At 72.1% G+C, this 22,926-nt stretch carries 26 protein-coding genes and 1 riboswitch; of the genes, 10 read left to right on the top strand and 16 right to left on the bottom strand.

Annotated elements, in window-relative coordinates:
- Window positions 1–4: 4 nt before the first annotated feature.
- From metF to ABT296_RS13815, 5 genes are all read right to left on the bottom strand, one after another.
- Window positions 5–928, bottom strand: a complete 924-nt coding sequence (metF, locus tag ABT296_RS13835; RefSeq protein WP_351926688.1) for a methylenetetrahydrofolate reductase [NAD(P)H] — start codon at window positions 926–928, stop codon at window positions 5–7.
- A gap of 123 nt (window positions 929–1,051) precedes the next feature.
- Entirely contained in the window at window positions 1,052–1,699 is a 648-nt protein-coding gene (gene thiE / locus ABT296_RS13830; RefSeq protein WP_351926686.1) for a thiamine phosphate synthase, read from the bottom strand.
- A 73-nt stretch (window positions 1,700–1,772) separates the two neighbouring features.
- On the bottom strand, window positions 1,773–2,138 hold the full coding sequence (locus tag ABT296_RS13825; protein ID WP_351926684.1) for an Rv2175c family DNA-binding protein: 366 nt from the start codon (window positions 2,136–2,138) through the stop codon (window positions 1,773–1,775).
- Window positions 2,139–2,197: 59 nt separating this feature from the next.
- Entirely contained in the window at window positions 2,198–3,421 is a 1,224-nt protein-coding gene (locus ABT296_RS13820) for an NAD(P)/FAD-dependent oxidoreductase (RefSeq protein ID WP_351926682.1), read from the bottom strand.
- Window positions 3,422–3,453: 32 nt separating this feature from the next.
- Complete coding sequence (locus tag ABT296_RS13815; protein WP_351926680.1) at window positions 3,454–3,804, bottom strand: avidin-fold protein; 351 nt, start codon at window positions 3,802–3,804, stop codon at window positions 3,454–3,456.
- Between the two features lie 52 nt (window positions 3,805–3,856).
- A riboswitch (TPP riboswitch) is annotated at window positions 3,857–3,968 on the top strand.
- Between ABT296_RS13815 and thiO the strand changes: the two genes are divergently transcribed.
- The 5 genes from thiO (at window position 3,966) to ABT296_RS13790 (ending at window position 9,036) form a co-directional block, all read left to right on the top strand.
- Window positions 3,966–5,123 carry a glycine oxidase ThiO gene (thiO, locus tag ABT296_RS13810; protein ID WP_351926678.1) on the top strand — a complete coding sequence of 386 codons (1,158 nt, stop codon included), beginning with the start codon at window positions 3,966–3,968 and terminating at the stop codon, window positions 5,121–5,123. It overlaps the preceding riboswitch by 3 nt.
- Window positions 5,120–5,320: a sulfur carrier protein ThiS gene (gene thiS, locus ABT296_RS13805; RefSeq protein ID WP_351926676.1), complete on the top strand. Its 201-nt coding sequence runs from the start codon at window positions 5,120–5,122 to the stop codon at window positions 5,318–5,320. Before thiO ends, thiS begins: the two co-directional genes overlap by 4 nt.
- A 3-nt stretch (window positions 5,321–5,323) precedes the next feature.
- Window positions 5,324–6,118, top strand: coding sequence for a thiazole synthase (locus tag ABT296_RS13800; RefSeq protein ID WP_351926674.1), 795 nt, complete (start codon window positions 5,324–5,326; stop codon window positions 6,116–6,118).
- Window positions 6,119–6,214: 96 nt separating this feature from the next.
- Entirely contained in the window at window positions 6,215–8,155 is a 1,941-nt protein-coding gene (pknB, locus tag ABT296_RS13795; RefSeq protein ID WP_351926672.1) for a Stk1 family PASTA domain-containing Ser/Thr kinase, read from the top strand.
- Entirely contained in the window at window positions 8,152–9,036 is an 885-nt protein-coding gene (locus ABT296_RS13790) for a deoxyribonuclease IV (RefSeq protein ID WP_351926670.1), read from the top strand. Before pknB ends, ABT296_RS13790 begins: the two co-directional genes overlap by 4 nt.
- A gap of 11 nt (window positions 9,037–9,047) precedes the next feature.
- Here the strand turns inward: ABT296_RS13790 and ABT296_RS13785 are convergent, their stop codons facing one another.
- The gene (locus ABT296_RS13785; protein WP_351926668.1) at window positions 9,048–9,680 is read right to left on the bottom strand and encodes a sulfite oxidase-like oxidoreductase; all 633 of its coding nucleotides are present in this window, start codon (window positions 9,678–9,680) and stop codon (window positions 9,048–9,050) included.
- A gap of 179 nt (window positions 9,681–9,859) precedes the next feature.
- On the opposite strand from ABT296_RS13785, the gene bfr reads away from it, so the two are divergent.
- Window positions 9,860–10,336, top strand: a complete 477-nt coding sequence (gene bfr / locus ABT296_RS13780; protein WP_351926666.1) for a bacterioferritin — start codon at window positions 9,860–9,862, stop codon at window positions 10,334–10,336.
- Between the two features lie 19 nt (window positions 10,337–10,355).
- Here the strand turns inward: bfr and ABT296_RS13775 are convergent, their stop codons facing one another.
- Window positions 10,356–10,598, bottom strand: coding sequence for a (2Fe-2S)-binding protein (locus ABT296_RS13775; RefSeq protein ID WP_351926664.1), 243 nt, complete (start codon window positions 10,596–10,598; stop codon window positions 10,356–10,358).
- Window positions 10,599–10,749: 151 nt separating this feature from the next.
- Complete coding sequence (locus ABT296_RS13770) at window positions 10,750–12,102, bottom strand: class II 3-deoxy-7-phosphoheptulonate synthase (RefSeq protein ID WP_351926662.1); 1,353 nt, start codon at window positions 12,100–12,102, stop codon at window positions 10,750–10,752.
- 102 nt (window positions 12,103–12,204) lie between these two features.
- On the opposite strand from ABT296_RS13770, the gene ABT296_RS13765 reads away from it, so the two are divergent.
- Together ABT296_RS13765 and ABT296_RS13760 are read left to right on the top strand one after the other, a co-directional pair.
- Complete coding sequence (locus ABT296_RS13765) at window positions 12,205–12,267, top strand: trp operon leader peptide (protein ID WP_107474434.1); 63 nt, start codon at window positions 12,205–12,207, stop codon at window positions 12,265–12,267.
- A 93-nt stretch (window positions 12,268–12,360) separates the two neighbouring features.
- The gene (locus ABT296_RS13760; protein ID WP_351926660.1) at window positions 12,361–14,241 is read left to right on the top strand and encodes an anthranilate synthase family protein; all 1,881 of its coding nucleotides are present in this window, start codon (window positions 12,361–12,363) and stop codon (window positions 14,239–14,241) included.
- Here the strand turns inward: ABT296_RS13760 and ABT296_RS13755 are convergent.
- The 5 genes from ABT296_RS13755 to ABT296_RS13735 all read right to left on the bottom strand — a co-directional run bounded on the left by ABT296_RS13755 (window position 14,193) and on the right by ABT296_RS13735 (window position 19,080).
- On the bottom strand, window positions 14,193–15,188 hold the full coding sequence (locus ABT296_RS13755) for a 2-hydroxyacid dehydrogenase (protein ID WP_351926658.1): 996 nt from the start codon (window positions 15,186–15,188) through the stop codon (window positions 14,193–14,195). The genes ABT296_RS13760 and ABT296_RS13755 overlap by 49 nt on opposite strands.
- A gap of 61 nt (window positions 15,189–15,249) precedes the next feature.
- The gene (locus ABT296_RS13750) at window positions 15,250–16,278 is read right to left on the bottom strand and encodes a 6-phosphofructokinase (RefSeq protein WP_351926656.1); all 1,029 of its coding nucleotides are present in this window, start codon (window positions 16,276–16,278) and stop codon (window positions 15,250–15,252) included.
- A 120-nt stretch (window positions 16,279–16,398) separates the two neighbouring features.
- The gene (locus ABT296_RS13745) at window positions 16,399–17,082 is read right to left on the bottom strand and encodes a response regulator (protein WP_351926654.1); all 684 of its coding nucleotides are present in this window, start codon (window positions 17,080–17,082) and stop codon (window positions 16,399–16,401) included.
- Window positions 17,079–18,287 (bottom strand): MacS family sensor histidine kinase, encoded by a 1,209-nt coding sequence (gene macS, locus ABT296_RS13740; protein WP_351926652.1) that lies wholly within the window; start codon window positions 18,285–18,287, stop codon window positions 17,079–17,081. Before macS ends, ABT296_RS13745 begins: the two co-directional genes overlap by 4 nt.
- Window positions 18,288–18,318: 31 nt before the next feature.
- Window positions 18,319–19,080: a lysophospholipid acyltransferase family protein gene (locus ABT296_RS13735; RefSeq protein WP_351927032.1), complete on the bottom strand. Its 762-nt coding sequence runs from the start codon at window positions 19,078–19,080 to the stop codon at window positions 18,319–18,321.
- A 149-nt stretch (window positions 19,081–19,229) separates the two neighbouring features.
- On the opposite strand from ABT296_RS13735, the gene ABT296_RS13730 reads away from it, so the two are divergent.
- On the top strand, window positions 19,230–20,009 hold the full coding sequence (locus tag ABT296_RS13730; RefSeq protein ID WP_351927030.1) for an alpha/beta hydrolase: 780 nt from the start codon (window positions 19,230–19,232) through the stop codon (window positions 20,007–20,009).
- Window positions 20,002–20,571: a hypothetical protein gene (locus tag ABT296_RS13725; protein WP_351926650.1), complete on the top strand. Its 570-nt coding sequence runs from the start codon at window positions 20,002–20,004 to the stop codon at window positions 20,569–20,571. Before ABT296_RS13730 ends, ABT296_RS13725 begins: the two co-directional genes overlap by 8 nt.
- Before the next feature lie 21 nt (window positions 20,572–20,592).
- On the opposite strand, the gene ABT296_RS13720 is transcribed toward ABT296_RS13725, so the two are convergent.
- The 3 genes from ABT296_RS13720 to ABT296_RS13710 all read right to left on the bottom strand — a co-directional run bounded on the left by ABT296_RS13720 (window position 20,593) and on the right by ABT296_RS13710 (window position 22,877).
- On the bottom strand, window positions 20,593–21,315 hold the full coding sequence (locus ABT296_RS13720) for an endonuclease/exonuclease/phosphatase family protein (protein WP_351926647.1): 723 nt from the start codon (window positions 21,313–21,315) through the stop codon (window positions 20,593–20,595).
- A gap of 66 nt (window positions 21,316–21,381) precedes the next feature.
- Window positions 21,382–22,335 carry an ROK family glucokinase gene (locus ABT296_RS13715; RefSeq protein WP_351926645.1) on the bottom strand — a complete coding sequence of 318 codons (954 nt, stop codon included), beginning with the start codon at window positions 22,333–22,335 and terminating at the stop codon, window positions 21,382–21,384.
- Window positions 22,336–22,388: 53 nt separating this feature from the next.
- On the bottom strand, window positions 22,389–22,877 hold the full coding sequence (locus ABT296_RS13710; RefSeq protein ID WP_351926643.1) for a DUF5304 domain-containing protein: 489 nt from the start codon (window positions 22,875–22,877) through the stop codon (window positions 22,389–22,391).
- Between the last annotated feature and the right edge of the window lie 49 nt (window positions 22,878–22,926).

Here is a 22,926-nt window from a genome sequence, read left to right as displayed (position 1 = left end):
CGGTCTAGGCCTGGGGTGCTTGGTGCAGGCCCAGGTTCTCGTAGATCTCCAGTGTCGCCGTGGAGTTGTTGAGCGTGATGAAGTGCAGACCGGGCACTCCCTCCGCGAGCAGGCGCGCGCAGAACTCCGTGGCGAATTCGATGCCAATGGAGCGTACAGCGGCCGGATCGTCTTTGGCTGTGAGGATCCGCTCTTTCAGGGCCGCGGGGAAGTCGGCGTTGGTGAGCGACGGGATGCGCTCCAGGGTCCGCACACTGCCGATCGGCATGATCTCGGGGATGATCGGCGTCTCGCAGCCGGCGGCCGCCACCCGGTCGCGCAGCCGCAGGTAGTCCTCGGGCCGGAAGAACATCTGGGTGATGGCGTAGTCCGCGCCGGCCCGGCACTTGTCGACGAAGTGCCGCACGTCGGCGTCCCAGTCGGCGGAGCGCGGGTGCATCGCGGGGAAGGCCGCGACGCCCACGCAGAAGTCGCCGGAGGTCTTGATCAGTTCGACCAGTTCGGCGGCGTAGGCGAGGCCCTGGGGATGCCGCACCCAGTCGCCCATGGGGTCGCCGGGCGGGTCGCCGCGCAGGGCGAGCATGTTGCGGATACCGGCGTCGGCGTACTGGCCGATGATGTTGCGCAGGTCCGCCACCGAGTGGTCGACCGCGGTGAGGTGGGCGATCGGAGTGAGCGTGGTGTCGGAGGCGATGGCCTCGGTCGCCTTGACCGTGCCCGCCCGGGTGGTGCCGCCCGCGCCGTAGGTCACGGAGACGAAGTCGGGCGCCACCGCCTCGACGCGGCGCAGCGCGTTCCACAGGTTCCGCTCGCCCTTCGGGGTCTTCGGGGCGTAGAACTCGAAGGAGTACGTCGTCTTCCCGGTCGCGAGCATCTCGCGCACGGTACGAGCGTGGTCCGACCTGGTGGATGCGGTGCCGAGGGCCATACGGGCAGGTTAGCCACGGGGCGTCGGTCCCCCAACCGGATGGCTGGTATTTGCCCGGATTGTCGGGTTGTTGTCCAGCCCTTGGGACGCCGGGCGCCCCTCGGGCCTCACCGCGGCCGTCGGCTACGCCTGCCGCAGCCGCTTGGCGAACTCCGCGGCGGCGGCACCCGGGTCGTCCGCCTCGGTGATCGCCCGTACGACGACGACCCGGCGGGCGCCCGCGTCGAGCACCTCGTCGAGGTTGCCCAGGTCGATGCCGCCGATGGCGAACCAGGGCCGGTCGGTGCCGAGCCCGGCGGTGTGCCGGACCAGGTCGAGGCCGGGGGCGTGCCGGCCGGGCTTGGTGGGCGTGGGCCAGCAGGGGCCGGTGCAGAAGTAGTCGACGCCCTCCTGGACGGCGGCCGCCTCGGCCTCGGCGGCCGCGTGGGTGGAGCGTCCGATCAGCACGTCGTCGCCGAGGACCGCCCGCGCGGCCGGCACCGGGAGGTCGCCCTGGCCCAGGTGGAGCACCTGGGCTCCGGCGGCGTGGGCGACGTCCGCGCGGTCGTTCACCGCGAGGAGCTTTCCGTGGCGGGCGCAGGCGTCGGCGAGGACCGCCAGGTGCTCCAGCTCCTCGGCGGCCTCCATGCCCTTGTCGCGCAGCTGCACGATGTCGACACCGCCGGCGAGGGCCGCGTCCAGGAAGGCGGGGAGGTCCCCCCGGTCCCTGCGGGCGTCCGTGCAGAGGTAGAGCCGGGCGTCGGCGAGCCGGGCGCGCGCGGTGTCGGACATACGTGTTCCCCCCGGGGTCGGTGGTGCACGGGCCGCGGGTGTCCGCGGCCCGTGCACCGGGACTGCTGTCGGTTCAGACGGCGAGCGCCTGGGCGCGGCGCTTCACCTCCGTGCCGCGATTCTCGCTCAGGGCCTGCGCGGGGGTGCCGGGCAGGCTCTCGTCGGGGGTGAAGAGCCACTCCAGCATCTCTTCGTCGGTGAAGCCGTCGTCCCGCAGGAGCGTCAGGGTGCCGGTGAGGCCCTTGACGACCTTGTCCCCGTCGATGAAGGCGGCGGGGACGTGCAGCGCGCGGTTCTCACCACGGCGTACGGCGATGAGCTGGCCGTCCTTGACCAGCTGCCGCACACGCGTCACCTCGACGTCGAACTGCTCGGCGATGTCGGGGAGGGTGAGCCAGGCGGGGACGAGAGCATCGATCTTTGCGTCAATCTCGGTCACGGGAACAAGCCTGCCATCCCGCACTGACATCAGGAAGCCGGGCCGGGCCGGCCCGGGTGTCACACCCGGGCGGTGGCCGCCTTCAGGGGCCGGGCCGGGTCCACCAGCAGACCGGGGTCCATCCGGGTGCCGGCCTCGATCAGCCGCCGCCCCTGGGCCAGGTCTCGGGGCCGGCCCACCGCCAGCAGCGCGACCAGCCGGCCCTCACGCAGCCAGCAGACCGTCCAGGCCGGGCCGGAGGGGTCGCCCCGCCACACGGTGCTGTCGGCCGAGGCGTGGTGACCGGCGTACTGGACGAACCGGCCGAACTGCTCGGACCAGAAGTAGGGCACCGGGTCGTAGGCGACGGGGGCCTCGCCGATGATGTCGGCGGCGACCGTGCGCGGGCCCTGGAGGGCGTTGTCCCAGTGGTGGACCAGGAGGCGCTCGCCGTAGCGGCCGGAGGGGAAGGAGGCGCAGTCGCCGACCGCCCAGACGTCCGGGAGCGAGGTCCGCAGCCGCTCGTCGGCCACCACCTCGCCGTGTCCGCCCAGCTCGATCCCGGACCCGGCGAGCCAGCCGGTGGCGGGGCGGGCGCCGATGCCGACCACGACGGCGCCCGCGGGCACCCGGGATCCGTCGTCGAGGACGACCTCGCCGGGCTCGACGTGCGCCACGCGCGCGCCGGTGCGCAGTTCGGCGCCGCTGTCGGCGTACCAGGCGGTCATCGGCGCGGCCACCTCGGCGGGCAGCGCGCCCGCCAGCGGCCGGTCCGCGGCCTCCACGACCGTGACCGAACAGCCCGCCTCGCGCGCGGCGGTGGCGAACTCGGCGCCGATCCAGCCCGCGCCGACGACCACGATGTCGTGCTGCCGGGCGAGCACCGGCCGCAGCCGCTCGGCGTCGTCCAGGGTGCGCAGCAGATGCACGCCCGGGACGCCCTCGGCACCCGGCAGGCGAATCGGTTCGGCGCCGGTGGCGAGGACCAGTACGTCGTAGCCGACGGGCCCCTGTCCGGTGTCGAGTTCGTGGTCGTCGGGGCGCAGGCCCAGCACCTCGTGGCCGAGGCTCAGCGTGATGCCGAGCGCCTCGAAGTCCACGTCGAAGGCGGAGCCCTCGGCCTTGCCGAGCAGCACGGCCTTGGACAGGGGCGGCCGGTCGTAGGGCTGGTGCGGTTCGGCGCCGATCAGGGTCACCGTGCCCGTGAAGCCCTGTTCGCGCAGCGCGACCGCGGTCTGCACCCCGGCCATGCCCGCGCCGGCCACCACCACCCGCCGCTGCGACGTCGTCGTCTGCTCGCTCACTCGATCACCTTAGACAACTGACAATCCGTCAGTCAGCCGTCGTGCCGCGTGACCTGCTCCACAACGCTGGTCCCGCTGCCCGCCCGCGACTCCCACTCCCAGCTCTCCTCCAGCCGCACCCGCCCGTCAGGCAGCTCCACCACCGTCGACACGCAGTGCCCGGACGCGGTGGACCCGTCCCGCCGCAGCTGCACGTACCGGAAGTCCAGCCGGTCACCCTCCCGGGTACCCACCAGATGCCCGCGTACGACATCCCCGCCCGCGTATTCGGCCCAGATCTCGCCGTCCTTCTCGTGGTACGCGAAGCGGGTCAGCGTGCCCACCTGACCTGGGGCCTGGTCGGCGACGGGGGCGAGGACGAGGCCGTCGAGCGAGCGGGGCATGGCGGAAGGCTCCCTTACAGCGGATCACTACCAGCGGTTAGGGTGGCCAACGTAAAGCACACGCGGGAGCCCGGACGCACCGGGCTGAGAGGGAGGCTGGCGGCCTCCGACCGTACGAACCTGATCCGGGTCATGCCGGCGAAGGGAGGGGCTGGACACCCATGTCGCCCACGCGTACGTCCGACGTCCTCGTCCTGGGGGGCGGAATCATCGGCCTGGTCACGGCGTGGCGGGCCGCCCAACGCGGCTTCGCCACGGCCGTGGTGGACCCCGAGCCGGGCGGCGGCGCCGCCCAGGTGGCGGCCGGCATGCTGGCCGCCGTCACCGAACTGCACTACGGCGAGCAGACGCTGCTCGGCCTGAACCTCGCCTCGGCGCGCCGGTACCCCGAGTTCAGGGCCGAACTGACCGACCTCACCGGCCAGGACCTCGGGTACCGCCGGTGCGGCACGCTCGCCGTCGCGCTGGACGCCGACGACCGCGCGCATCTGCGCGAACTGCACGCGCTGCAAAGGGAGTCGGGGCTCGACTCCGAGTGGCTGTCCGGGCGGGACTGCCGGCGTCTGGAGCCGATGCTCGCGCCGGGCGTGCGCGGCGGGCTCCGGGTGGACGGCGACCACCAGATCGACCCGCGCCGCCTCGCGCGGGCGCTGGTGACCGCCTGCGAGCGGGCGGGCGTGGTCTTCCACCGGGCGTGGGCGGCCGGCCTGACCGTCACCGGCGGCCGGGCCGCCGGCTGCACGACCGAGGACGGCACCCCGCTCCCCGCCGGCCAGGTGGTCCTCGCCACCGGCAGCCTCAGCGGGCGCCTGGCGGGCGTGCCCGAGGACGTGCTCCCTCCCGTACGGCCCGTGAAGGGGCAGGTGCTGCGGCTGACCGTGCCCCGGCGGCACGCGCCGTTCCTGAGCCGGACCGTACGCGCGGTGGTGCGCGGCAGCCAGGTCTACCTGGTGCCCCGCGAGAACGGCGAACTGGTCGTCGGCGCGACCAGCGAGGAGCTCGGCTGGGACACCACGGTGACCGCGGGCGGCGTGTACGAGCTGCTGCGCGACGCGCACGAACTGGTGCCCGGCATCACCGAGCTGCCGCTCACCGAGACCCGGGCCGGCCTGCGCCCCGGCACCCCCGACAACGCGCCGCTGCTCGGCCCGACCGCCCTCGACGGCCTGCACCTGGCCACCGGGCACTACCGCAACGGCGTCCTGCTCACCCCGGTCACCGGCGACGCGCTCGCACACGCCCTGACCACCGGCGAGCTGCCGGACGAGGCCCGTCCGTTCAGCCCCCGGCGGTTCGCACTCCAGGAGCAGCCCGTATGAACATCTCGGTCAACGGCGAGCGGCGGCGGATCGAGCCGGGCACCGCGCTCGACACGCTGGTGCGCTCGCTCACCGCGGCGCCCACCGGGGTGGCCGCCGCGCTCAACGAGACCGTCGTCCCGCGCGACCGCTGGTCCTCGACGTCCCTGTGCGAGGGGGACCGCGTCGAGGTCCTCACCGCCGTCCAAGGAGGCTGACCCATGGCCGACGATCCCTTCGTCCTCGGCGGTACGGCGTTCTCGTCCCGGCTGATCATGGGCACCGGCGGGGCGCCCAGCCTGGACGTGCTGGAGCGGGCGCTGACGGCGTCCGGCACCGAGCTGACCACGGTCGCGATGCGCCGGGTGGACGCCTCGGTGCGCGGTTCGGTGCTGTCGGTGCTGGAGCGGCTCGGCATCCGCGTGCTGCCGAACACGGCGGGCTGCTACACCGCCGGCGAGGCCGTGCTCACCGCCCGACTGGCCCGCGAGGCCCTCGGCACCTCCCTGGTCAAGCTGGAGGTCATCGCCGACGAGCGGACCCTGCTGCCGGACCCGATCGAGCTGCTGGACGCGGCGGAGACCCTGGTGGACGACGGCTTCACGGTGCTGCCGTACACCAACGACGACCCGGTGCTGGCGCGGAAGCTGGAGGACGTCGGCTGCGCGGCGATCATGCCGCTGGGCTCGCCGATCGGCTCCGGGCTCGGCATCCGCAACCCGCACAACTTCCAGCTGATCGTGGAGCACGCGCGCGTGCCGGTGATCCTGGACGCGGGGGCCGGTACGGCCTCGGACGCGGCGCTGGCGATGGAGCTGGGGTGCGCGGGTGTGATGCTCGCCTCGGCCGTCACCCGAGCCAAGGAGCCGGTGCTGATGGCCGACGCGATGCGGCACGCGGTGGAGGCGGGGCGGCTGGCGCACCGCGCGGGCCGCATCCCGCGCCGCCACTTCGCCGAGGCGTCCTCCCCCGTGGCCGGGACGGCCGTGTTCGACCCGGAGCGTCCCGCATTCTGAACGTGCGCGTGCGTTGCGTCACAGGACGGCTTCAGTACCGCCCCTGTTCCGGCCTGAGCGGCGGGCCTGTCGGTCCCGGCTCGTAGACTCGCCTGCGTGGATACGACCCTTCAGGACCCGCTGGTCGGGCAGGTGCTCGACGGCCGCTACCGCGTCGAGGCGCGGATCGCCGTCGGTGGGATGGCCACGGTCTACCGGGCCGTGGACACCCGGCTCGACCGTGTCCTCGCGCTGAAGGTGATGCACCCCGGGCTCGCGGCCGACGCCACGTTCGTCGACCGGTTCATCCGGGAGGCCAAGTCCGTCGCCCGCCTCGCGCACCCGAACGTGGTGCAGGTCTTCGACCAGGGCACCGACGGGTCGTACGTGTACCTCGCGATGGAGTACATCGCCGGCTGCACCCTGCGGGACGTGCTGCGCGAGCGCGGGGCGCTCCAGCCGCGGGCCGCCCTGGACATCCTGGAGCCGGTGCTCGCCGCGCTCGGCGCCGCGCACCGGGCCGGGTTCATCCACCGGGACATGAAGCCGGAGAACGTGCTCATAGGGGACGACGGCCGGGTCAAGGTCGCCGACTTCGGGCTGGTCCGCTCGGTGGACTCGGTCACCAGCACCACCGGTGCCGTCCTCGGCACGGTCTCCTACCTGGCACCCGAGCAGATCGAGCAGCCCGGCATCGCCGACGCCCGGGTCGACGTGTACGCGTGCGGTGTCGTCCTGTACGAGATGCTCACCGGGGAGAAGCCGCACGACGGGGACTCCCCCGCGATAGTGCTCTACAAGCACCTGCACGAAAACGTCCCGCCGCCCTCCGCGGCCGTGCCCGGACTGGCGTACGAGCTGGACGCGCTGGTCGCCTCGGCCACCGCCCGCACCCCGGAGGTCCGCCCGCACGACGCGGTCGCCCTGCTCGCCGAGGCCCGCCGCACGCGGGCCGCGCTCACCGAGGAGCAGCTGGACGCGCTGCCCCCGCAGGCGCTGTCCGACGAGCACGACAACGCCGACGACCGCACCAGCGTCATCCCGCGTTCGCTGACCGTGCCGCGCCCACTGCCGGTCGACGAGGAGGCCGGGCAGGACCCCTTCAACCGGACCAGCCGCCTGGCGAGCCCGCCCCCGCCGCCGCGCGCGCCCCGTACGGGCTCGGCGGCCCGGCGGCGCGGCCCGCTGGCGCTGGTGGCCGCCGTGCTGCTCGTCCTCGGGGTCGGCGCGGGCGTGTGGTACATCAACTCCGGGCAGTTCACCCGGGTCCCGGCGCTGCTGACGCAGACGGAGGCGAAGGCCGAGGACCGGCTGGAGCAGGCCGGTCTGGAGGTCGGCAAGGTGGAGCGCGCCTACAGCGACACCGTCGAGCGGGGGAAGGTCATCAGCACCGACCCGGAGGCCGGCAGCCGCATCCGGGACAACGACGCCGTGAACCTGGTGGTCTCCAAGGGTCCCGAGGTGGTGGCCGTCCCGGAGCTGGAGGGCTACCGCCTGGACAAGGCGAAGGAGCTGCTGTCGAAGGCGGGTCTGGAGCCGGGCATGGTGACCCGGGAGTTCAGCGACTCCGTGGCCCGGGGCTCGGTGGTCTCCACGACCCCCGAGGCCGGCACCGAGCGACGCTCGGGCTCCGCCGTCGCCCTGATCGTCAGCAAGGGCCGCCCGGTCGACGTCCCCGACGTCACGGGCGAGAGCCTCGAGGACGCCAGGGCCGAGCTGACGGAGGCCGGGCTGAAGGTGCGGGTCGCCGAGGAGCAGGTCACCTCCGCCGACTTCGACAAGGGCGCGGTCGCCCTGCAGAGCCCGGAGGCCGACAGCGAGGTCGTCGTCGGTGACACGGTGACGCTGACGCTGTCCAAGGGCCCGGAGATGGTCGAGGTCCCGGACGTGGTCGGCGACTCGGTCGGCGACGCCACGGCCGCGCTGGAGGCGGCGGGCTTCGAGGTCGACGAGGACCGCGGGCTGCTCGGGCTGTTCGGCGACACCGTGCGCGACCAGTCCGTGGCGGGCGGCGACACCGCGCCCAAGGGCTCCACGATCACCATCGAGATCCGGTGACCGGGGCACCCGAGGCCGCCGGACGGCTGCGCAACCCCGTCGGCGGCCATGTCCCGGTGGCCGGCGGACTGAACTCGGTGGGTCTGTCCTACGCCCGCGAGCTGAAGGCGGAGACCGTGCAGGTCTTCGTCGCCAACCCGCGCGGCTGGGCCACCCCGGGCGGCAACCCGCGCCAGGACGAGGAGTTCCGCGCGGCCTGCGCGGAGGGCTCGATACCGGCGTACGTGCACGCCCCCTATCTGATCAACTTCGGTTCGCACACCGAGGCGACCGCGGAGAGGTCGGTGGAGTCGCTGCGCCACTCGCTGCGGCGCGGCCGGGAGATCGGCGCGCTGGGCGTGGTCGTGCACACGGGCAGCGCGACCGGCGGCCGGGCCCGCTCGGTGGCGCTGAAGCAGGTGCGGGAGTACCTGCTGCCGCTGCTGGACGAGCTGACCCACGACGAGGACCCGTTCCTGCTGCTGGAGTCCACCGCGGGCCAGGGCTCCTCGCTCTGCTCGCGCACCTGGGACTTCGGGCCGTACTTCGAGGCCCTGGACGCCCACCCGAAGCTGGGCGTCTGCCTCGACACCTGCCACATCTTCGCCGCCGGCCACGACCTGACCGGCCCGGACGGCATGCACCAGACCCTGGACCTGCTGGTGGACACGGTGGGTGAGGGGCGGCTGAAGCTGATCCACGCCAACGACTCCAAGGACGTGGTCGGCGCCCACAAGGACCGGCACGAGAACATCGGCTCCGGCCACATCGGCGAGGACCCGTTCCGGGCGCTGATGACGCACCCCGCCACCGAGGGCGTACCGCTGATCATCGAGACGCCCGGCGGCAGGGAGGGGCATGCCGCGGACGTGGAGCGGCTGAAGAAGCTCAGGGACGGCTGAGCGCCGGCGGGTCAGAGTTCGGGGCCGTCGCCCGGGAGTTCCTGGTAGGAGTAGCGCTGTTCCTTCCAGGGGTCGCCGATGTTGTGGTACCCGCGCTCCTCCCAGAAGCCGCGCCGGTCGGCGGTCATGTACTCCACGCCCCGGACCCACTTGGGGCCCTTCCAGGCGTAGAGGTGGGGCACGACCAGGCGGAGCGGGAAGCCGTGCTCCGCGGTGAGCAGCTCGCCGTCCTTGTGGGTGGCGAAGATGGTGCGCTCGGCGGCGAAGTCGGCGAGCCGGAGGTTGGAGCTGAAGCCGTACTCGGCCCACACCATCACATGGGTGACGGTCTCGGCGGGCGGGGCGAGTTCCAGGACGGTCCGGGCGGGAATCCCGCCCCACTCGGCACCGAGCATGCTGAACTTCGTGACGCAGTGCAGATCGGCCACCACGCTGGTGTACGGCAGGGCCGCGAACTCCTCGTGGTTCCAGCAGTGCTTCTCACCGTCGGCGGTGGCGCCGAAGACCCTGAACTCCCAGCGCTCGGGGCGGAACTTGGGGACCGGTCCGTAGTGGGTGACCGGCCAGCCGCGCTGGAGTCGCTGACCCGGCGGAAGCTCCGTCTGTTCCGCTCCTCCTGATGCGCTCTCCACCGGCTGACCCATGTCTCCATCCTGACAGACCCGAGGCAGTGCACTTGACCAGCGTTATCCCATATCCGAACGAATTGGACTAAGCATGTACTAACTTACTAAGTGGAGACTTACTGGACGATCTTCGAGACCGGTGCAAGGATGCGGCCGAACCCGCCTGTTCCCCCGTATCCCTGGAAGGAGCCTCTGCGATGCAGGGCGACCCCGAGGTCATCGAATTCCTCAACGAGCAGCTCACCGGCGAGCTGACGGCGATCAACCAGTACTGGCTGCACTACCGGATCCAGGACAACAAGGGCTGGACCAAGCTCGCCAAGTACACGCGTGAAGAATCCATCGACGAGATGAAGCACGCGGACAAGCTCACCGAGCGCATCCTGATGCTGGACGGTCTGCCCAACTACCAGCGGCTCTTCCACGTCCGGGTCGGCCAGACCGTCACCGAGATGTTCCAGGCGGACCGGCAGGTGGAGGTGGAGGCGATCGACCGCCTCAAGCGCGGTATCGAGGTGATGCGGAACAAGGGCGACATCACGTCCGCGAACATCTTCGAGGAGATCCTGGAGGACGAGGAGCACCACATCGACTACCTCGACACCCAGCTGGAACTCATCGAGTCGCTCGGCGAGGCGCTCTACCTCGCGCAGCAGATCGAGCAGCCGAGCTAGCGCCCGTCACGTCCGGCACTCAGGCGGCTTCTTCGAGCTTCTCCAGCTCGGTGAGGACCGGGCGGCCCTGGTCGGCCAGCTCGCGGCGGGGGCACGCGCCCCGGCCCAGCAGCGCCTGGATCTTGCGCACACACGAACCGCAGTCGGTGCCCGCCTTGCTGGCCGAGGCTATCTGGCGAGGGGTGCAGGCGCCGTCCTCGGCGTGCTTCCTCACCTGCTGCTCGGTGATGCCGAAGCAACTGCAGACGTACACGCGGTTCACCTCCCGCCGGGATCGATTGGTGGTGCCCGTCCCGATTGATCGGTGAGGCTAACCTAACCTTACCCGGCACACAGGAGTCATAAAAGTGGCGTGGGGCGCGGATCGTATGTGATCCGCGCCCCACGCCGCTGCCGTGCGAGAACCGAAGCGGCTACTGGTCCCGGTACATCTCGGCGACCAGGAAGGCCAGGTCAAGGGACTGGCTGCGGTTCAGGCGGGGGTCGCAGGCCGTCTCGTAGCGCTGGTGCAGGTCGTCGACGAAGATCTCGTCGCCGCCGCCCACGCACTCGGTGACATCGTCACCGGTGAGCTCGACATGGATGCCGCCCGGGTGCGTGCCGAGGGACTTGTGGACCTCGAAGAAGCCCTTGACCTCGTCGAGCACGTCGTCGAAGCGCCGGGTCTTGTGACCGGAGGCCGCCTCGAAGGTGTTGCCGTGCATCGGGTCGGTCACCCAGGCCACGGTGGCGCCGGAGGCGGTGACCTTCTCGATCAGCTCGGGCAGCTTGTCGCGGACCTTGTCGGCGCCCATGCGGACGATGAAGGTCAGCCGGCCCGGCTCGCGGTCCGGGTCCAGGCGCTCGATGTACTGCAGCGCCTCCTCGGCCGTCGTGGTCGGGCCGAGCTTGATGCCGATCGGGTTGCGGATCTTCGAGGCGAACTCGATGTGCGCGCCGTCCAGCTGCCGGGTGCGCTCACCGATCCACACCATGTGGCCGGAGACGTCGTAGAGCCGGCCCGTGCGGGAGTCGACGCGGGTGAGCGCGGACTCGTAGTCGAGCAGCAGCGCCTCGTGCGAGGCGAAGAACTCGACGGTCTTGAACTCCTCCGGGTCGGCCCCGCAGGCGTGCATGAAGTTCAGCGCGTTGTCGATCTCGCGGGCGAGCTGCTCGTAGCGCTGGCCGGACGGCGAGGACTTCACGAAGTCCTGGTTCCAGGCGTGCACCTGGCGCAGGTCGGCGTAGCCGCCGGTGGTGAAGGCGCGCACCAGGTTGAGCGTGGAGGCGGAGGCGTTGTACATCCGCTTCAGCCGCTCGGGGTCCGGGACGCGGGACTCCTCGGTGAAGTCGAAGCCGTTGACGGAGTCGCCCCGGTAGGTGGGCAGCGTCACGCCGTCGCGGGTCTCGGTCGGCTTGGAGCGCGGCTTGGAGTACTGGCCGGCGATCCGGCCGACCTTCACGACCGGCACCGAGGCGGCGTACGTCAGCACGGCGCCCATCTGCAGGAGGGTCTTGAGCTTGTTGCGGATGTGGTCGGCGGACACGGCGTCGAAGGCCTCGGCGCAGTCGCCGCCCTGGAGGAGGAACGCCTCTCCCTTGGCGACGGCCGCCATCCGGGCGCGCAGCTGGTCGCACTCGCCCGCGAAGACGAGCGGCGGATACGACTCGAGGTCCGCGATCACTGCGCGCAGAGCCTCGGTGTCGGGGTACTCGGGCTGCTGCGCCGCGGGCAGGTCTCGCCAGGTGTTGCCAGCGCTCGCGCTGGTCTTAGCGTTCACGGTCACGCCTCAACATTACGGGGTCGTGTCGGACGTCCAGCCCCATGACCACCAATTGAGACACGAGATACGCGACTCGGACACGGTTCCTGGGGTAGGGTGCTCGGCATGTTCGCGCACTCGACCCAGATCCAGAACTGGTGGTGGACCGCTTCTCCGGCGGCCCGCTGACTGCGCGTACTCAAGACTTCGCGAAGGCCGCCCGAGGGCGGCCTTCGGTGTGTCCGGGGTCCGTTCCTCCCAGCTGAGAAGGAAGACGGACCCATGCAGTTGCTGGACCTGCTCGACGACCCCCGCCCGTTCGCCCTGCTGCGCCGCCGTACCCCGGGGCACGACCACGACCTGATCGAGGTCCTGGTCGGCCCGGTCGCCGACCACGACCGCCTCGCCGACCTGCCCGACGAGTGCCTCGCGCTGGTCCCCTTCCGGCAGATCCGCGAGCGCGGCTTCGACGTCCGCGACGACGGCACCCCGCTGACCGCGCTCGTCCCGGAGGAGTCCTTCGGCGTCCCGCTCGCCGAGGCCCTGCGCCTGCTCCCGTCGCACGACGTGCGCGTCGAGGGCGGCGCCTTCGACGTGGCGGACGAGGAGTACGCCGAGACCGTCGGGCGGGTGCTGCGCGAGGAGATCGGCCGGGGCGAGGGCGCGAACTTCGTGATCCGGCGGACCTACGAGGGGCACATCCCGGGCTTCTCCCGCGCCGACGCGCTCGCGCTGTTCCGGCGGCTGCTGGAGGGCGAGCGGGGGGCGTACTGGACGTTCGTCGTGCACACCGGGGAGCGCACGCTGGTCGGGGCGAGCCCCGAGGTGCATGTGCGGATGTCCGGCGGCACGGTCGTGATGAACCCGATCAGCGGGACCTACCGCTACCCGGCCGAGGGTCCGACACCGGAGCGTCTGCTGGACTTCCTCGCCGACGGCAAGGAGATCGAGGAGCTGTCGATGGTCGTCGACGAGGAGCTCAAGATGATGTGCACCGTCGGCGACATGGGCGGGGTCGTGGTGGGGCCGCGGCTGAAGGAGATGGCCCACCTCGCGCACACCGAGTACGAGCTGCGCGGCAGATCCTCGCTGGACGTGCGGGAGGTGCTGCGGGAGACCATGTTCGCGGCCACCGTCACCGGCTCGCCCGTGCAGAACGCCTGCCGGGTCATCGAGCGGTACGAGAGCGGGGGGCGCGGCTACTACGCCGGCGCGCTGGCCCTGGTGGGCCGGGACTCCGGTGGCGCGCAGACCCTGGACTCCCCCATCCTCATCCGCACCGCCGACGTCTCCCGGGACGGGCGTCTGCGGGTCCCGGTCGGCGCGACGCTCGTGCGCGGCTCGGACCCGGCGGGCGAGGTCGCCGAGACCCACGCGAAGGCGGCGGGGGTGCTGGCCGCGCTGGGGGTGCGGGAGGGCCGCCCGGACGCGGACGCCGTACGGCCGCGGCTGGCGGACGATCCGCGGGTGCGGGCCGCGCTGGACGGGCGGCGGGCCTCCCTCGCGCCGTTCTGGCTGCGGATGCAGGAGCGGAGCGGGGAACTGTCCGGGCACGCGCTGGTGGTCGACGGGGAGGACACCTTCACCGCGATGCTCGCGCACGTCCTGCGGGCGGCCGGTCTGGAGGTGACCGTCCGGCGCTACGACGAGCCGGGGCTGCGGGGGGCGGTCCTCGCCCACCCGGGCCCGCTGGTCCTCGGCCCGGGCCCGGGCGACCCCGGGGACCGGGCCGACGCGAAGATGCGGTTCCTGCGGGAGCTGACCGCGACCGTGCTGCGCGAGCACCGGCACGGTGTGCTCGGGGTCTGCCTCGGGCACGAGCTGATCGCGGCCGAGCTGGGTCTGGAGATCGTCCGCAAGGAGGTGCCGTACCAGGGGGCGCAGACGACGGTGGACCTGTTCGGGCGCCCGGAGACCGTGGGCTTCTACAACAGCTTCGTGGCGCGCTGCGACGAGGAGGCGGCCCGGGAGCTGGCCGCGCACGGCGTGGAGGTCAGCCGCAGCGCCACGCACGAGGTGCACGCGCTGCGCGGGCGCGGATTCGCCGGGGTGCAGTTCCACCCCGAGTCGGTGCTGACGCTGGACGGCGCGGCGATCGTCCGTGAGCTGATGGCTCAGTTGCGCGGCACCAGCACGTTCTCCGAGAGGCGGCCGGCCACGTAGTCCCGGACGTTCTTCACCGTGGCGTCGACGATCTGGCCGACGGCGTCCTCGGTGTAGTACGCCTGGTGGGAGGTGACCAGGACGTTCGGAAAGGTGACCAGGCGGGCCAGGGTGTCGTCCTCGATCGCCTCCAGCGACTTGTCGAGGAAGAACAGGCCCGCCTCCGCCTCGTAGACGTCGAGGCCGACGCCGGTGAAGCGGCCGGCGCGCAGTTCGGTGACCAGGGCCGCGGTGTCGATCAGGCCGCCGCGGCTGGAGTTGACCAGGATCGCGTCGTCCCGCATCTCCTTCAGGGCGCCCGCGTCGATCAGCCGGTACGTCTCGGGCATCAGCGGGACGTGCAGGCTGACCAGGTCGGACTCGGCGAGGAGCTGGTCCTTGGGGACGTACCTCATGCCGAGTTCCATGCAGGCGGGGTTCTCGGCGATGTCCCAGCCGAGCAGCTTCATGCCGAAGCCGTGGGCGATGCGGGCGAACGACTCGCCGATCTTCCCGGTGCCGAGGACGCCCGCGGTGCGGCCGTGCATGTCGCGGCCCATCAGCCCGTCCAGCCGGAAGTCGAAGTCCCGGGTGCGGGTGGAGGCGCGGACGACACGGCGGTTGACCGCCATGGCGAGGGTCCAGGCGAACTCGGCGACGGAGTACGGCGAGTAGTAGGAGACCCGGGCGACCGTCATGCCGAGCCGTTCGGCGACGGCGAGGTCGATGTTGTTGAAGCCGGTGGAGCGCTGGGCGACCAGCCGGGTGCCGCCGGCCGCGAGGATCTCCAGGACGCGGCCGCCGAGGTCGGCGTTGACGCTGGTGGAGACGGCCTCGTAGCCGGCCGCGATGGGTGCGGTGTCCTCGCTCAGGAAGACGTCCAGGCAGCGGACGTCGTGATGGCCGGCGAAACCCCGCTCGATCAGGGGCTTCTCCTCCGCCTGGACCCCAAAGGCGAGAATCTCCACGACTGCTCCCGTTCTGATCGGCTACGGGCCACATTACGGCCCTGGGCCGGGTGCCGCCGGGTCAGCCGAAGAAGACCCCGACCTCGTCGTACAGCGCCGGATCGACCGTTTTCAGCCGTGCCGTGGCCTCCGCGATGGGGACCCGGACGATGTCCGTCCCGCGCAGCGCGACCATCTTGCCGAAGTCGCCGTCCCGGACCGCCTCGATGGCGTGCAGCCCGAAGCGGGTGGCGAGCCAGCGGTCGAAGGCACTCGGGGTGCCGCCGCGCTGGACGTGCCCGAGGACGGTCGTGCGGGCCTCCTTGCCGGTGCGCTTCTCGATCTCCTTGGCCAGCCACTCGCCGACCCCGGAGAGCCGGACGTGCCCGAAGGCGTCCAGGGACTCGTCCTTGAGCACCATGTCGCCGTCCCGGGGCATCGCGCCCTCGGAGACGACCACGATGGGCGCGTACGACGCCTTGAAGCGGGAGGTCACCCAGGCGCACACCTTCTCGATGTCGAAGCGCTGTTCGGGGATGAGGATGACGTTGGCGCCCCCCGCGAGGCCGGAGTGGATGGCGATCCAGCCGGCGTGACGGCCCATCACCTCCACGACGAGGACCCGCATATGGGACTCGGCGGTGGTGTGCAGCCGGTCGATGGCCTCGGTGGCGATGCCGACGGCCGTGTCGAAGCCGAAGGTGTAGTCGGTGGCGGAGAGGTCGTTGTCGATGGTCTTGGGGACGCCGACGCAGGGCACGCCGTACTCGTCGGACAGCCGGGCGGCGACCCCGAGGGTGTCCTCGCCGCCGATCGTGATGAGCGCGTCCACCTCCTGCTTGGCCAGGTTCTCCTTGATCCGCCGGATACCGTCCTCCTGCTGGAGGGGGTTGGTGCGCGAGGAGCCGAGGATGGTGCCGCCCCGGGGCAGGATGCCGCGTACGGCGGGGATGTCGAGACGCACGGTGTCGCCCTCGAGCGGACCGCGCCAGCCGTCCCGGTAGCCGGTGAAGTCGTAGCCGAACTCCTGAACGCCCTTGCGGACGACGGCCCGGATGACGGCGTTGAGCCCGGGGCAGTCACCGCCTCCGGTCAGTACTCCGACCCGCATGGAATTGTCCCTTCGCCGCGGTTTCCTGGTGAGGCCACGCTAATAGTGATCCAGGTCACAGCGGGATGGGTCGGTGCGGCAATTCCGGTGAATCGTGGGGCGTTTGGCCTACGAGTGCCTCTAGACGTCGTCGAGCCCGCGCTCTATGGCGTAGCGGACGAGTTCGACGCGGTTGTGGAGCTGGAGCTTGCCGAGGGTGTTCTGGACGTGGTTCTGCACCGTGCGGTGGGAGATGACGAGGCGTTCGGCGATCTGCTTGTAGCTCAGGCCCTTGGCGACCAGCCGCAGCACCTCGGTCTCCCGCTCGGTGAGCTGCGGGGCGCCCGGCTGGTCGGTGTCCCGGTCGGCCGGGGCGGGCTCGGAGGCCAGGCGGCGGTACTCGCCGAGGACGAGACCGGCCAGGCCCGGGGTGAAGACCGGGTCGCCGACGGCGGTACGGCGGACCGCGTCCAGCAGTTCCTCGGTGGACGCCGACTTCAGCAGGTAGCCGGTGGCGCCCGACTTCACGGCCTCCAGCACGTCGGCGTGCTCCCCGCTCGCGGAGAGCACCAGGACGCGCAGCGCAGGGTTGTGGGCGACGAGTTCCTTGCAGACCTGGACGCCGGGCTTGGCGGGCAGGTTGAGGTCGAGGACCAGGACGTCGGGCGCCGCCGCCTTGGCGCGGCGCACCGCCTGCTCGCCGTCGCCCGCGGTGGCGACCACGTCGAACCCGGACTCGGCGAGGTCCCTCGCGACGGCGTCCCGCCACATCGGGTGGTCGTCGACCACCATGACCTTGATCTGGACGCTTGACTGCTCACTCATCGGATCCCCCGGGACCTCTGCTTCGGTACCTTCAGTTCGACTTCGGTGCCCTGCCCGGGCACCGAGATCAGTTCGGCGCTGCCCCCGATGTCCCGCAGCCGGCCCCGGATGGACTGGGCGACCCCGAGCCGCCCCTCGCCCTCGGCCTGCGCGAGCCGGCCCTCGGGGATGCCCGGTCCGTCGTCCCGGACGGTCACGACGACCGAGTCCGGCTCGTCCTCCACCAGGATCCATGCCCGCGCCTGCTCGCCCGCGTGCCTGCGGACGTTGTCCAGCGCCGCCCCCACGGCCGCGGCCAGCTCCCGCGCGGAGGCCGGCGGCAGTTCCACGGGCGCGCCGGGCTCGGCGAGGCTGACCCGGGAGGCGGCGTAGGGGGCGAGGAGTGCGCGCAGGTCCAGCGGGCCGTCGTCGTCCGCCTCCTCCACGGCCCGTACGAGCGCGCCCTCGGCGGCGTCCTCCGACACCCGGGACACGGGGGTGAGGCCGCCGGAGACCAGGGTGCGCAGCGCGATCTCCTGCTCGCCGGCGAGCCGGCCCAGCTCCGCGGCCTCGCCGCCGATGACGGCGCCGCGCCGCTGCACCATGGCGAGCACCTGGAGCACGCTGTCGTGGATGTCCCGGGCGAGCCGCTCGCGCTCCCTGGTGGCCGCCTCGATCTCCAGGGCCCGGGCGAGGGTGCGCTCGGAGGCGCGGGCGACCTCGACGACGTAGCCGATGGCGATGGAGGCGACCCAGACCAGGATCACCGCGTGGACGGTGTCCCGGGTCGGGGAGCCGCGGTGCACCAGGTTGGCGACGGCGACCAGGGTGGAGGCGAAGGCCGCCCACCGCCAGCCGCCCTTGATCGCGAAGGCCAGCACCGACCCTGCGGTCCAGATCGACGGCAGCGTCGGGCTGCCCGCCTCGATGTGCGCGGCCGAGTCGGCGACCCGGGTCAGCAGGATGCCGGCCAGCGCGATCGTGAGGTCGGCGGCGAGGAACCGCCGGCCGCAGGCGGCGGCGCTCGCGACCCTGGGCAGGGTGGCGAACGTCCACACGGTCAGTACGGCGAAGTAGCCGATGGCGATCCAGGGGCGGGCGAACTCGTCGTAGGCGCTGACGAACAGGCCGACCGCGTACACCAGGGTGAGGACCCGGTAGCCCATGAGCGCACGCCACAGCGGCTGCTCGACCGACATCCTCAGAACCCGCTCGCGCGTGGTCAACTCCCCGCCCCTCGTTCGCGACCCGCCGTCCCTAGGACTCGGACCGTTCCTTGTCGGCCCGGTCCTGGTCGGCCTGGGCGGCGGCGGCCCGGGCCGCCTTCTCCGCCTCCTTCTCGGCCTTCGCCGCCTCCGCGATCTGCCGCTTGGCGGCGGTGGCGTAGATGTCGACGTACTCCTGGCCGGAGAGCTGCATGATCTCGTACATGACCTCGTCGGTCACCGCGCGCAGCACGAAGCGGTCGTGCTCCATGCCCTGGTAGCGGCTGAAGTCCAGCGGCTCGCCGATCCGGATGCCCGGACGCATCAGCTTGGGGACGACCTTCCCCGGTGGCTGGATCTTCTCGGTGTCGATCATGGCGACGGGGATGACCGGCGCCCCGGTGGCGAGCGCCACGCGCGCCAGGCCGCCGGGCTTGCCCCGGTAGAGCCGGCCGTCGGGCGAGCGGGTGCCCTCGGGGTAGATCCCGAAGAGCTCACCGCGCTCCAGCACGTCTATGCCGCTCTTGATCGCCGCCTCGCCCGCGCCGCGGGCGCCCGAGCGGTCCACGGGGAGCTGGCCGACACCCTTGAAGAACGCGGCCGTCAGCCGGCCCTTGACTCCGGGGGTGGTGAAGTACTCGGCCTTCGCGATGAACGTGACCTTGCGGTCCAGGACAGCGGGCAGGAAGAACGAGTCCGAGAAGGAGAGGTGGTTGCTCGCCAGGATCGCGGGACCTTCGGCGGGAATGTTCTCCAGGCCCTCCACCCATGGTCTGAAAGCAACCTTGAGCGGTCCCCCAACAGCGACCTTCATCGCGCCGTACAACAACCGAGTGCCTCCTGTGTCTGTCGATCAGACCTTAACCCGGAGCACCGTCAAAGACCCCGACGACCCTGGTCGGTGTCAGTGCGGTCGCGTACGGTGAAGTACCTGTAACCGACCTCATGAACAGGAGACCGAAGGTGCCGGTCCTTCCTGGAGCCGAGCCGTACCGCCACGAGGGCGGCGAGGTCTCGGTGCTCCTCTGCCACGGCTTCACCGGTTCCCCGCAGTCGCTGCGCCCGTGGGCGGAGTACCTCGCCGCGCGCGGACTGACCGTCTCGCTCCCGCTGCTGCCCGGGCACGGCACCCGCTGGGAGGACCTCCGCCTGACCGGCTGGCAGGACTGGTACGCGGAGGTGGACCGCGAGCTGGCCGCCCTGCGCGAGCGCTCCTCGCACCTCTTCGTGGTGGGGCTGTCGATGGGCGGCGCCCTGGCGCTGAGGCTGGCGGCGAAGCACGGCGACGCGATCGACGGCGTGGTCGTGGTCAACCCCGCCAACAAGGTGCACGGCGCGGCCGCGCGCGCCCTCCCGGTGGTCCGGCACCTCGTCCCCTCCACGAAGGGCATCGCCAGCGACATCGCCAAGGAGGGCAGCGAGGAGGTCGGCTACGACCGGGTGCCGCTGCACGCGGCGCACTCCCTGCGGAACTTCCTGCGGCGGGTCGACGGCGAGCTTCCGCAGGTCACGCAGCCGCTGCTGCTCCTGCACAGCCTCCACGACCATGTGGTGCCGCCGGCCGACTCGGCGCGGGTGCTCGGCCGGGTCTCCTCGACGGACGTGACCGAGATCGTGCTGGAACAGAGCTACCACGTAGCGACGTTGGACCATGACGCGGACCGGATCTTCGCGGAGAGCCACGCGTTCATGACCCGGCTCGCACCCAGTCTCGGCAAGGAAGGGACGGCCGTAGGTGGCTGAGCACGACTCCGACCGCGAGGATCGCGAGCCGGACGACCAGGGTGCCCGTTTCGACGAGGACGCCGCGTGGGCGGCCATCGTCGCCGGGTACGGCGACGAGCCGCCGGACCCGCCCGGCTCCAAGCCGTTCAAGTCGGTGGAGGACCTGGCCCTCCTGGAGGTCGAGACCAACGACGAGGAACAGCCCGAGGAGAAGCCGGAGGAGAAGCAGCCGGCCGCTCCCCTGGGCGCCTCCGTGACCTTCGCGCCGGGCGTCGGCCCGCGCGACTACACCGCGCCCGAGCCGTCCGAGGAGGACCTGGACGAGGACGACGAGGGGCACTTCGTCCCGCCGGAGCCGGAGCCGCTGCCCGCCGCGGACACCACGGCGAAGTTCGCGTGGCTGGCCGTGCTCGGCGGTCCGGTACTGCTGCTGCTCTCGGTGCTGCTCAGCTGGGACATGACGTGGTGGCTGACGACGCTCGGCATCGGCGGCTTCCTGGGCGGCTTCGCCACGCTGGTGATGCGGATGCGCCCGCACGACGAGGACGACGACGATCCGGGGCGGGGAGCGGTCGTCTAGCGCAGCCGGCGAAAGAGGGCCCTAACCTGCCGGGACTCTGAGGGTGGCGAGGACCGGCAGGTGGTCGGTGGCCGCCCTCAGATCCGGGTCCGTGACGCCGGGCAGGTCCAGCGGCACCCCGCAGCCGAGGACCTCGACACCCCGGGTGGCGAAGATCGCGTCGATCCGGCTGTGCGGCCCGCTCCGGGTCCAGGTGTGCTCGCCGCCGCTGGGGGCGGTGGCCCAGCAGTCCTGGAGGGTGCCGGTGAGTCGGCCGAAGGTGCGCCCGCCGGGGCGTTCGTTGAGGTCTCCGCCCGCGACGGCGTGCTCCACGCCCAGCCCGGCCAGGCGGTCCAGGAGCATCCCGGCCTGCTCGTAGCGCTCCTGCTGGTGGAGGCTGAGGTGGCAGCTGAGGACCCCGAGCCGGGCGCCGCCGAAGCGGACGACGGCGGTGGCGAAGCCGCGCCGGTGCTGCCCCGGGGTGAGCGGGAGGAGGACGTCCTCGGTGCGCTCGACGGTGGCGCGCAGACCGCACAGGACGGCCGGTCCGGCCGCGGTGGCGCCCCCGGTGAGGATGACCAGGTCGGCCGCGCGGGCCAGCCGGGCCAGTTTCTTGCGCCAGCGGAAGAACCGGGGGGCCTCCTGCACCAGCACGAGATCCGGTGCGCACGCCCGGATGACCCTGGCCAGGGCGTGGGGGTCGTCCCGCAGGGAGCGGACGTTGTAGCTCAGGACTCGGACGAGGGCTGAACCGTCGGACGCCATGTCGATCAATGTACGCCGTCCTGCTCGGGGCGCGAGGACCGTCGGCCTCGCGCCCCGTCAAGCGCGTCACATGACCGGGTCGGGCTCCCGCGCCAGGTCCGCGGCGCCCACCAGGCCCGCCTCGTTGCCCAGCTGGGCGGCGATCACGTCGGCCACCGGCCGCCAGTTGCCGCCGACCAGCCAGCGCTTGTACGACTTGCGGATCGGGTCGAGGACGAGGTCGCCCTCGTCGGAGAGTCCGCCGCCGACGATGAACGCCGAGGGGTCGAAGAGCGAGGCGAGGTCGGCGAGACCGGCGCCGGCCCAGCGGGCCAGCTCACGGTAGGAGTCGACCGCCACCGGGTCGCCCTGGCGGGCGGCCATGGAGATGTGCTTGCCCTCGATGCCGTCGGGGGTGCCGTCGCCGAGCCCGAGGAGGGCCTCGGCCCGCTCCGGGGTGGCGTTGGCGCGCTGCTTGGCGTACCGCACGAGGGCGCGGCCGGAGGCGTACTGCTCCCAGCAGCCCTGCGAGCCGCAGCCGCACAGCAGACCGTCCGGGACCATGCGGATGTGGCCGAACTCGGCGGCCACGCCGAAGTGACCGCGGCGCAGCTTGTTGCCGATGATGATGCCGCCGCCGAGGCCGGTGCCGAGCGTGATGCAGATGACGTTGCGGTGGCCCTTGCCCGCGCCGAACTTGTACTCGCCCCAGGCGGCGGCGTTGGCGTCGTTCTCCACGACGACCGGCAGGCCCACGCGGGCCTCGACCTTCTCCTTGAGCGGCTCCTGGCGCCAGTCGATGTTGGGTGCGAAGTAGACCGTCGAGCGCTGGCGGTTGACGTACCCGGCGGCCCCGATGCCCACGCCGACGATCTCGTGCCCGGCGCGCGCACCTTCCACGGCGGAGGCGATGGCGTCCACGATGCCCTCGGGCGTGCCCGGGGTCGGCACCTTGTGGGTCGAGAGGATGTTGCCTTCCTCGTCGACCACACCGGCCGCGATCTTGGTACCGCCGATGTCGACGCCGATGGTGAGTCCCATGAATCCCTCAGTTCGGTCGAGCCCCGCTATGGCCAACCGTACCCGAGGGGGCTTTAATCCAAGTCGATGCGTTCCCCTGGACCGGATTCGTCCCCCCGGTCACGGCGTCCGTCGGGGCCCCGGTCGTCCCCCGCGGTCCAGTTCCGCTCCTGGGCCTGCACGGCCGAGCGGTAGGCGGCGAGGAGTTCGTTCCCGGCCGCCGCGAGGTGGTCGAAGACGTCCGGGTTGCGCTCGATGACGGGTTCCACGGCGGCCTTCGCCTGCTGCACGACCTGCCGGACGACCTGCTGGGCGGCGGGTCCGGCGACCGCGCCGAGCAGCGGGGACTGCAGGGTGGACAGCTTGTCGCTGACGGCGTCGACGAGCTTGCGCAGCTCCTCGGCGGCGGAGCCGGGGGGCGGCCCGTGCCGGTCGCGGTGGCGGGCCCGCTCCGAGGCGAGATCCTCGGCGCACGCCGTCGCCCACGCGTCGGCGTCGGTGGCCCGTACCTCGTCGACCGCCTCCTGGCCGGCGGCCTCGGGCTGCGGGAGCTCTTCGCTCATGACGGACTCCTGACTACGGTTCGTCCCTCCGACGTTACCCGAACGGGCG

The sequence above is a fragment of the Streptomyces sp. NPDC000983 genome (genome assembly GCF_040299205.1).
Lineage (GTDB): Bacteria > Actinomycetota > Actinomycetes > Streptomycetales > Streptomycetaceae > Streptomyces.
Note: the sequence above shows the minus strand (reverse complement) of the source record. Positions and strands in the feature narration are given on the sequence as shown.

Excerpts from the sequence above, each read along its gene's own strand:
- ABT296_RS13710 (WP_351926643.1), bottom strand. The coding sequence starts at position 22,877 with ATGAGCGAAGAGCTCCCGCAGCCCGAGGCCGCCGGCCAGGAGGCGGTC.
- ABT296_RS13800 (WP_351926674.1), top strand. The coding sequence starts at position 5,324 with ATGGCCGACGATCCCTTCGTCCTCGGCGGTACGGCGTTCTCGTCCCGG.
- thiE (WP_351926686.1), bottom strand. The coding sequence starts at position 1,699 with ATGTCCGACACCGCGCGCGCCCGGCTCGCCGACGCCCGGCTCTACCTC.
- ABT296_RS13760 (WP_351926660.1), top strand. The coding sequence starts at position 12,361 with ATGCAGTTGCTGGACCTGCTCGACGACCCCCGCCCGTTCGCCCTGCTG.
- ABT296_RS13750 (WP_351926656.1), bottom strand. The coding sequence starts at position 16,278 with ATGCGGGTCGGAGTACTGACCGGAGGCGGTGACTGCCCCGGGCTCAAC.
- thiO (WP_351926678.1), top strand. The coding sequence starts at position 3,966 with ATGTCGCCCACGCGTACGTCCGACGTCCTCGTCCTGGGGGGCGGAATC.
- ABT296_RS13720 (WP_351926647.1), bottom strand. The coding sequence starts at position 21,315 with ATGGCGTCCGACGGTTCAGCCCTCGTCCGAGTCCTGAGCTACAACGTC.
- ABT296_RS13745 (WP_351926654.1), bottom strand. The coding sequence starts at position 17,082 with ATGAGTGAGCAGTCAAGCGTCCAGATCAAGGTCATGGTGGTCGACGAC.
- ABT296_RS13785 (WP_351926668.1), bottom strand. The coding sequence starts at position 9,680 with ATGGGTCAGCCGGTGGAGAGCGCATCAGGAGGAGCGGAACAGACGGAG.
- ABT296_RS13735 (WP_351927032.1), bottom strand. The coding sequence starts at position 19,080 with ATGAAGGTCGCTGTTGGGGGACCGCTCAAGGTTGCTTTCAGACCATGG.
- metF (WP_351926688.1), bottom strand. The coding sequence starts at position 928 with ATGGCCCTCGGCACCGCATCCACCAGGTCGGACCACGCTCGTACCGTG.
- ABT296_RS13815 (WP_351926680.1), bottom strand. The coding sequence starts at position 3,804 with ATGCCCCGCTCGCTCGACGGCCTCGTCCTCGCCCCCGTCGCCGACCAG.
- ABT296_RS13715 (WP_351926645.1), bottom strand. The coding sequence starts at position 22,335 with ATGGGACTCACCATCGGCGTCGACATCGGCGGTACCAAGATCGCGGCC.
- thiS (WP_351926676.1), top strand. The coding sequence starts at position 5,120 with ATGAACATCTCGGTCAACGGCGAGCGGCGGCGGATCGAGCCGGGCACC.
- bfr (WP_351926666.1), top strand. The coding sequence starts at position 9,860 with ATGCAGGGCGACCCCGAGGTCATCGAATTCCTCAACGAGCAGCTCACC.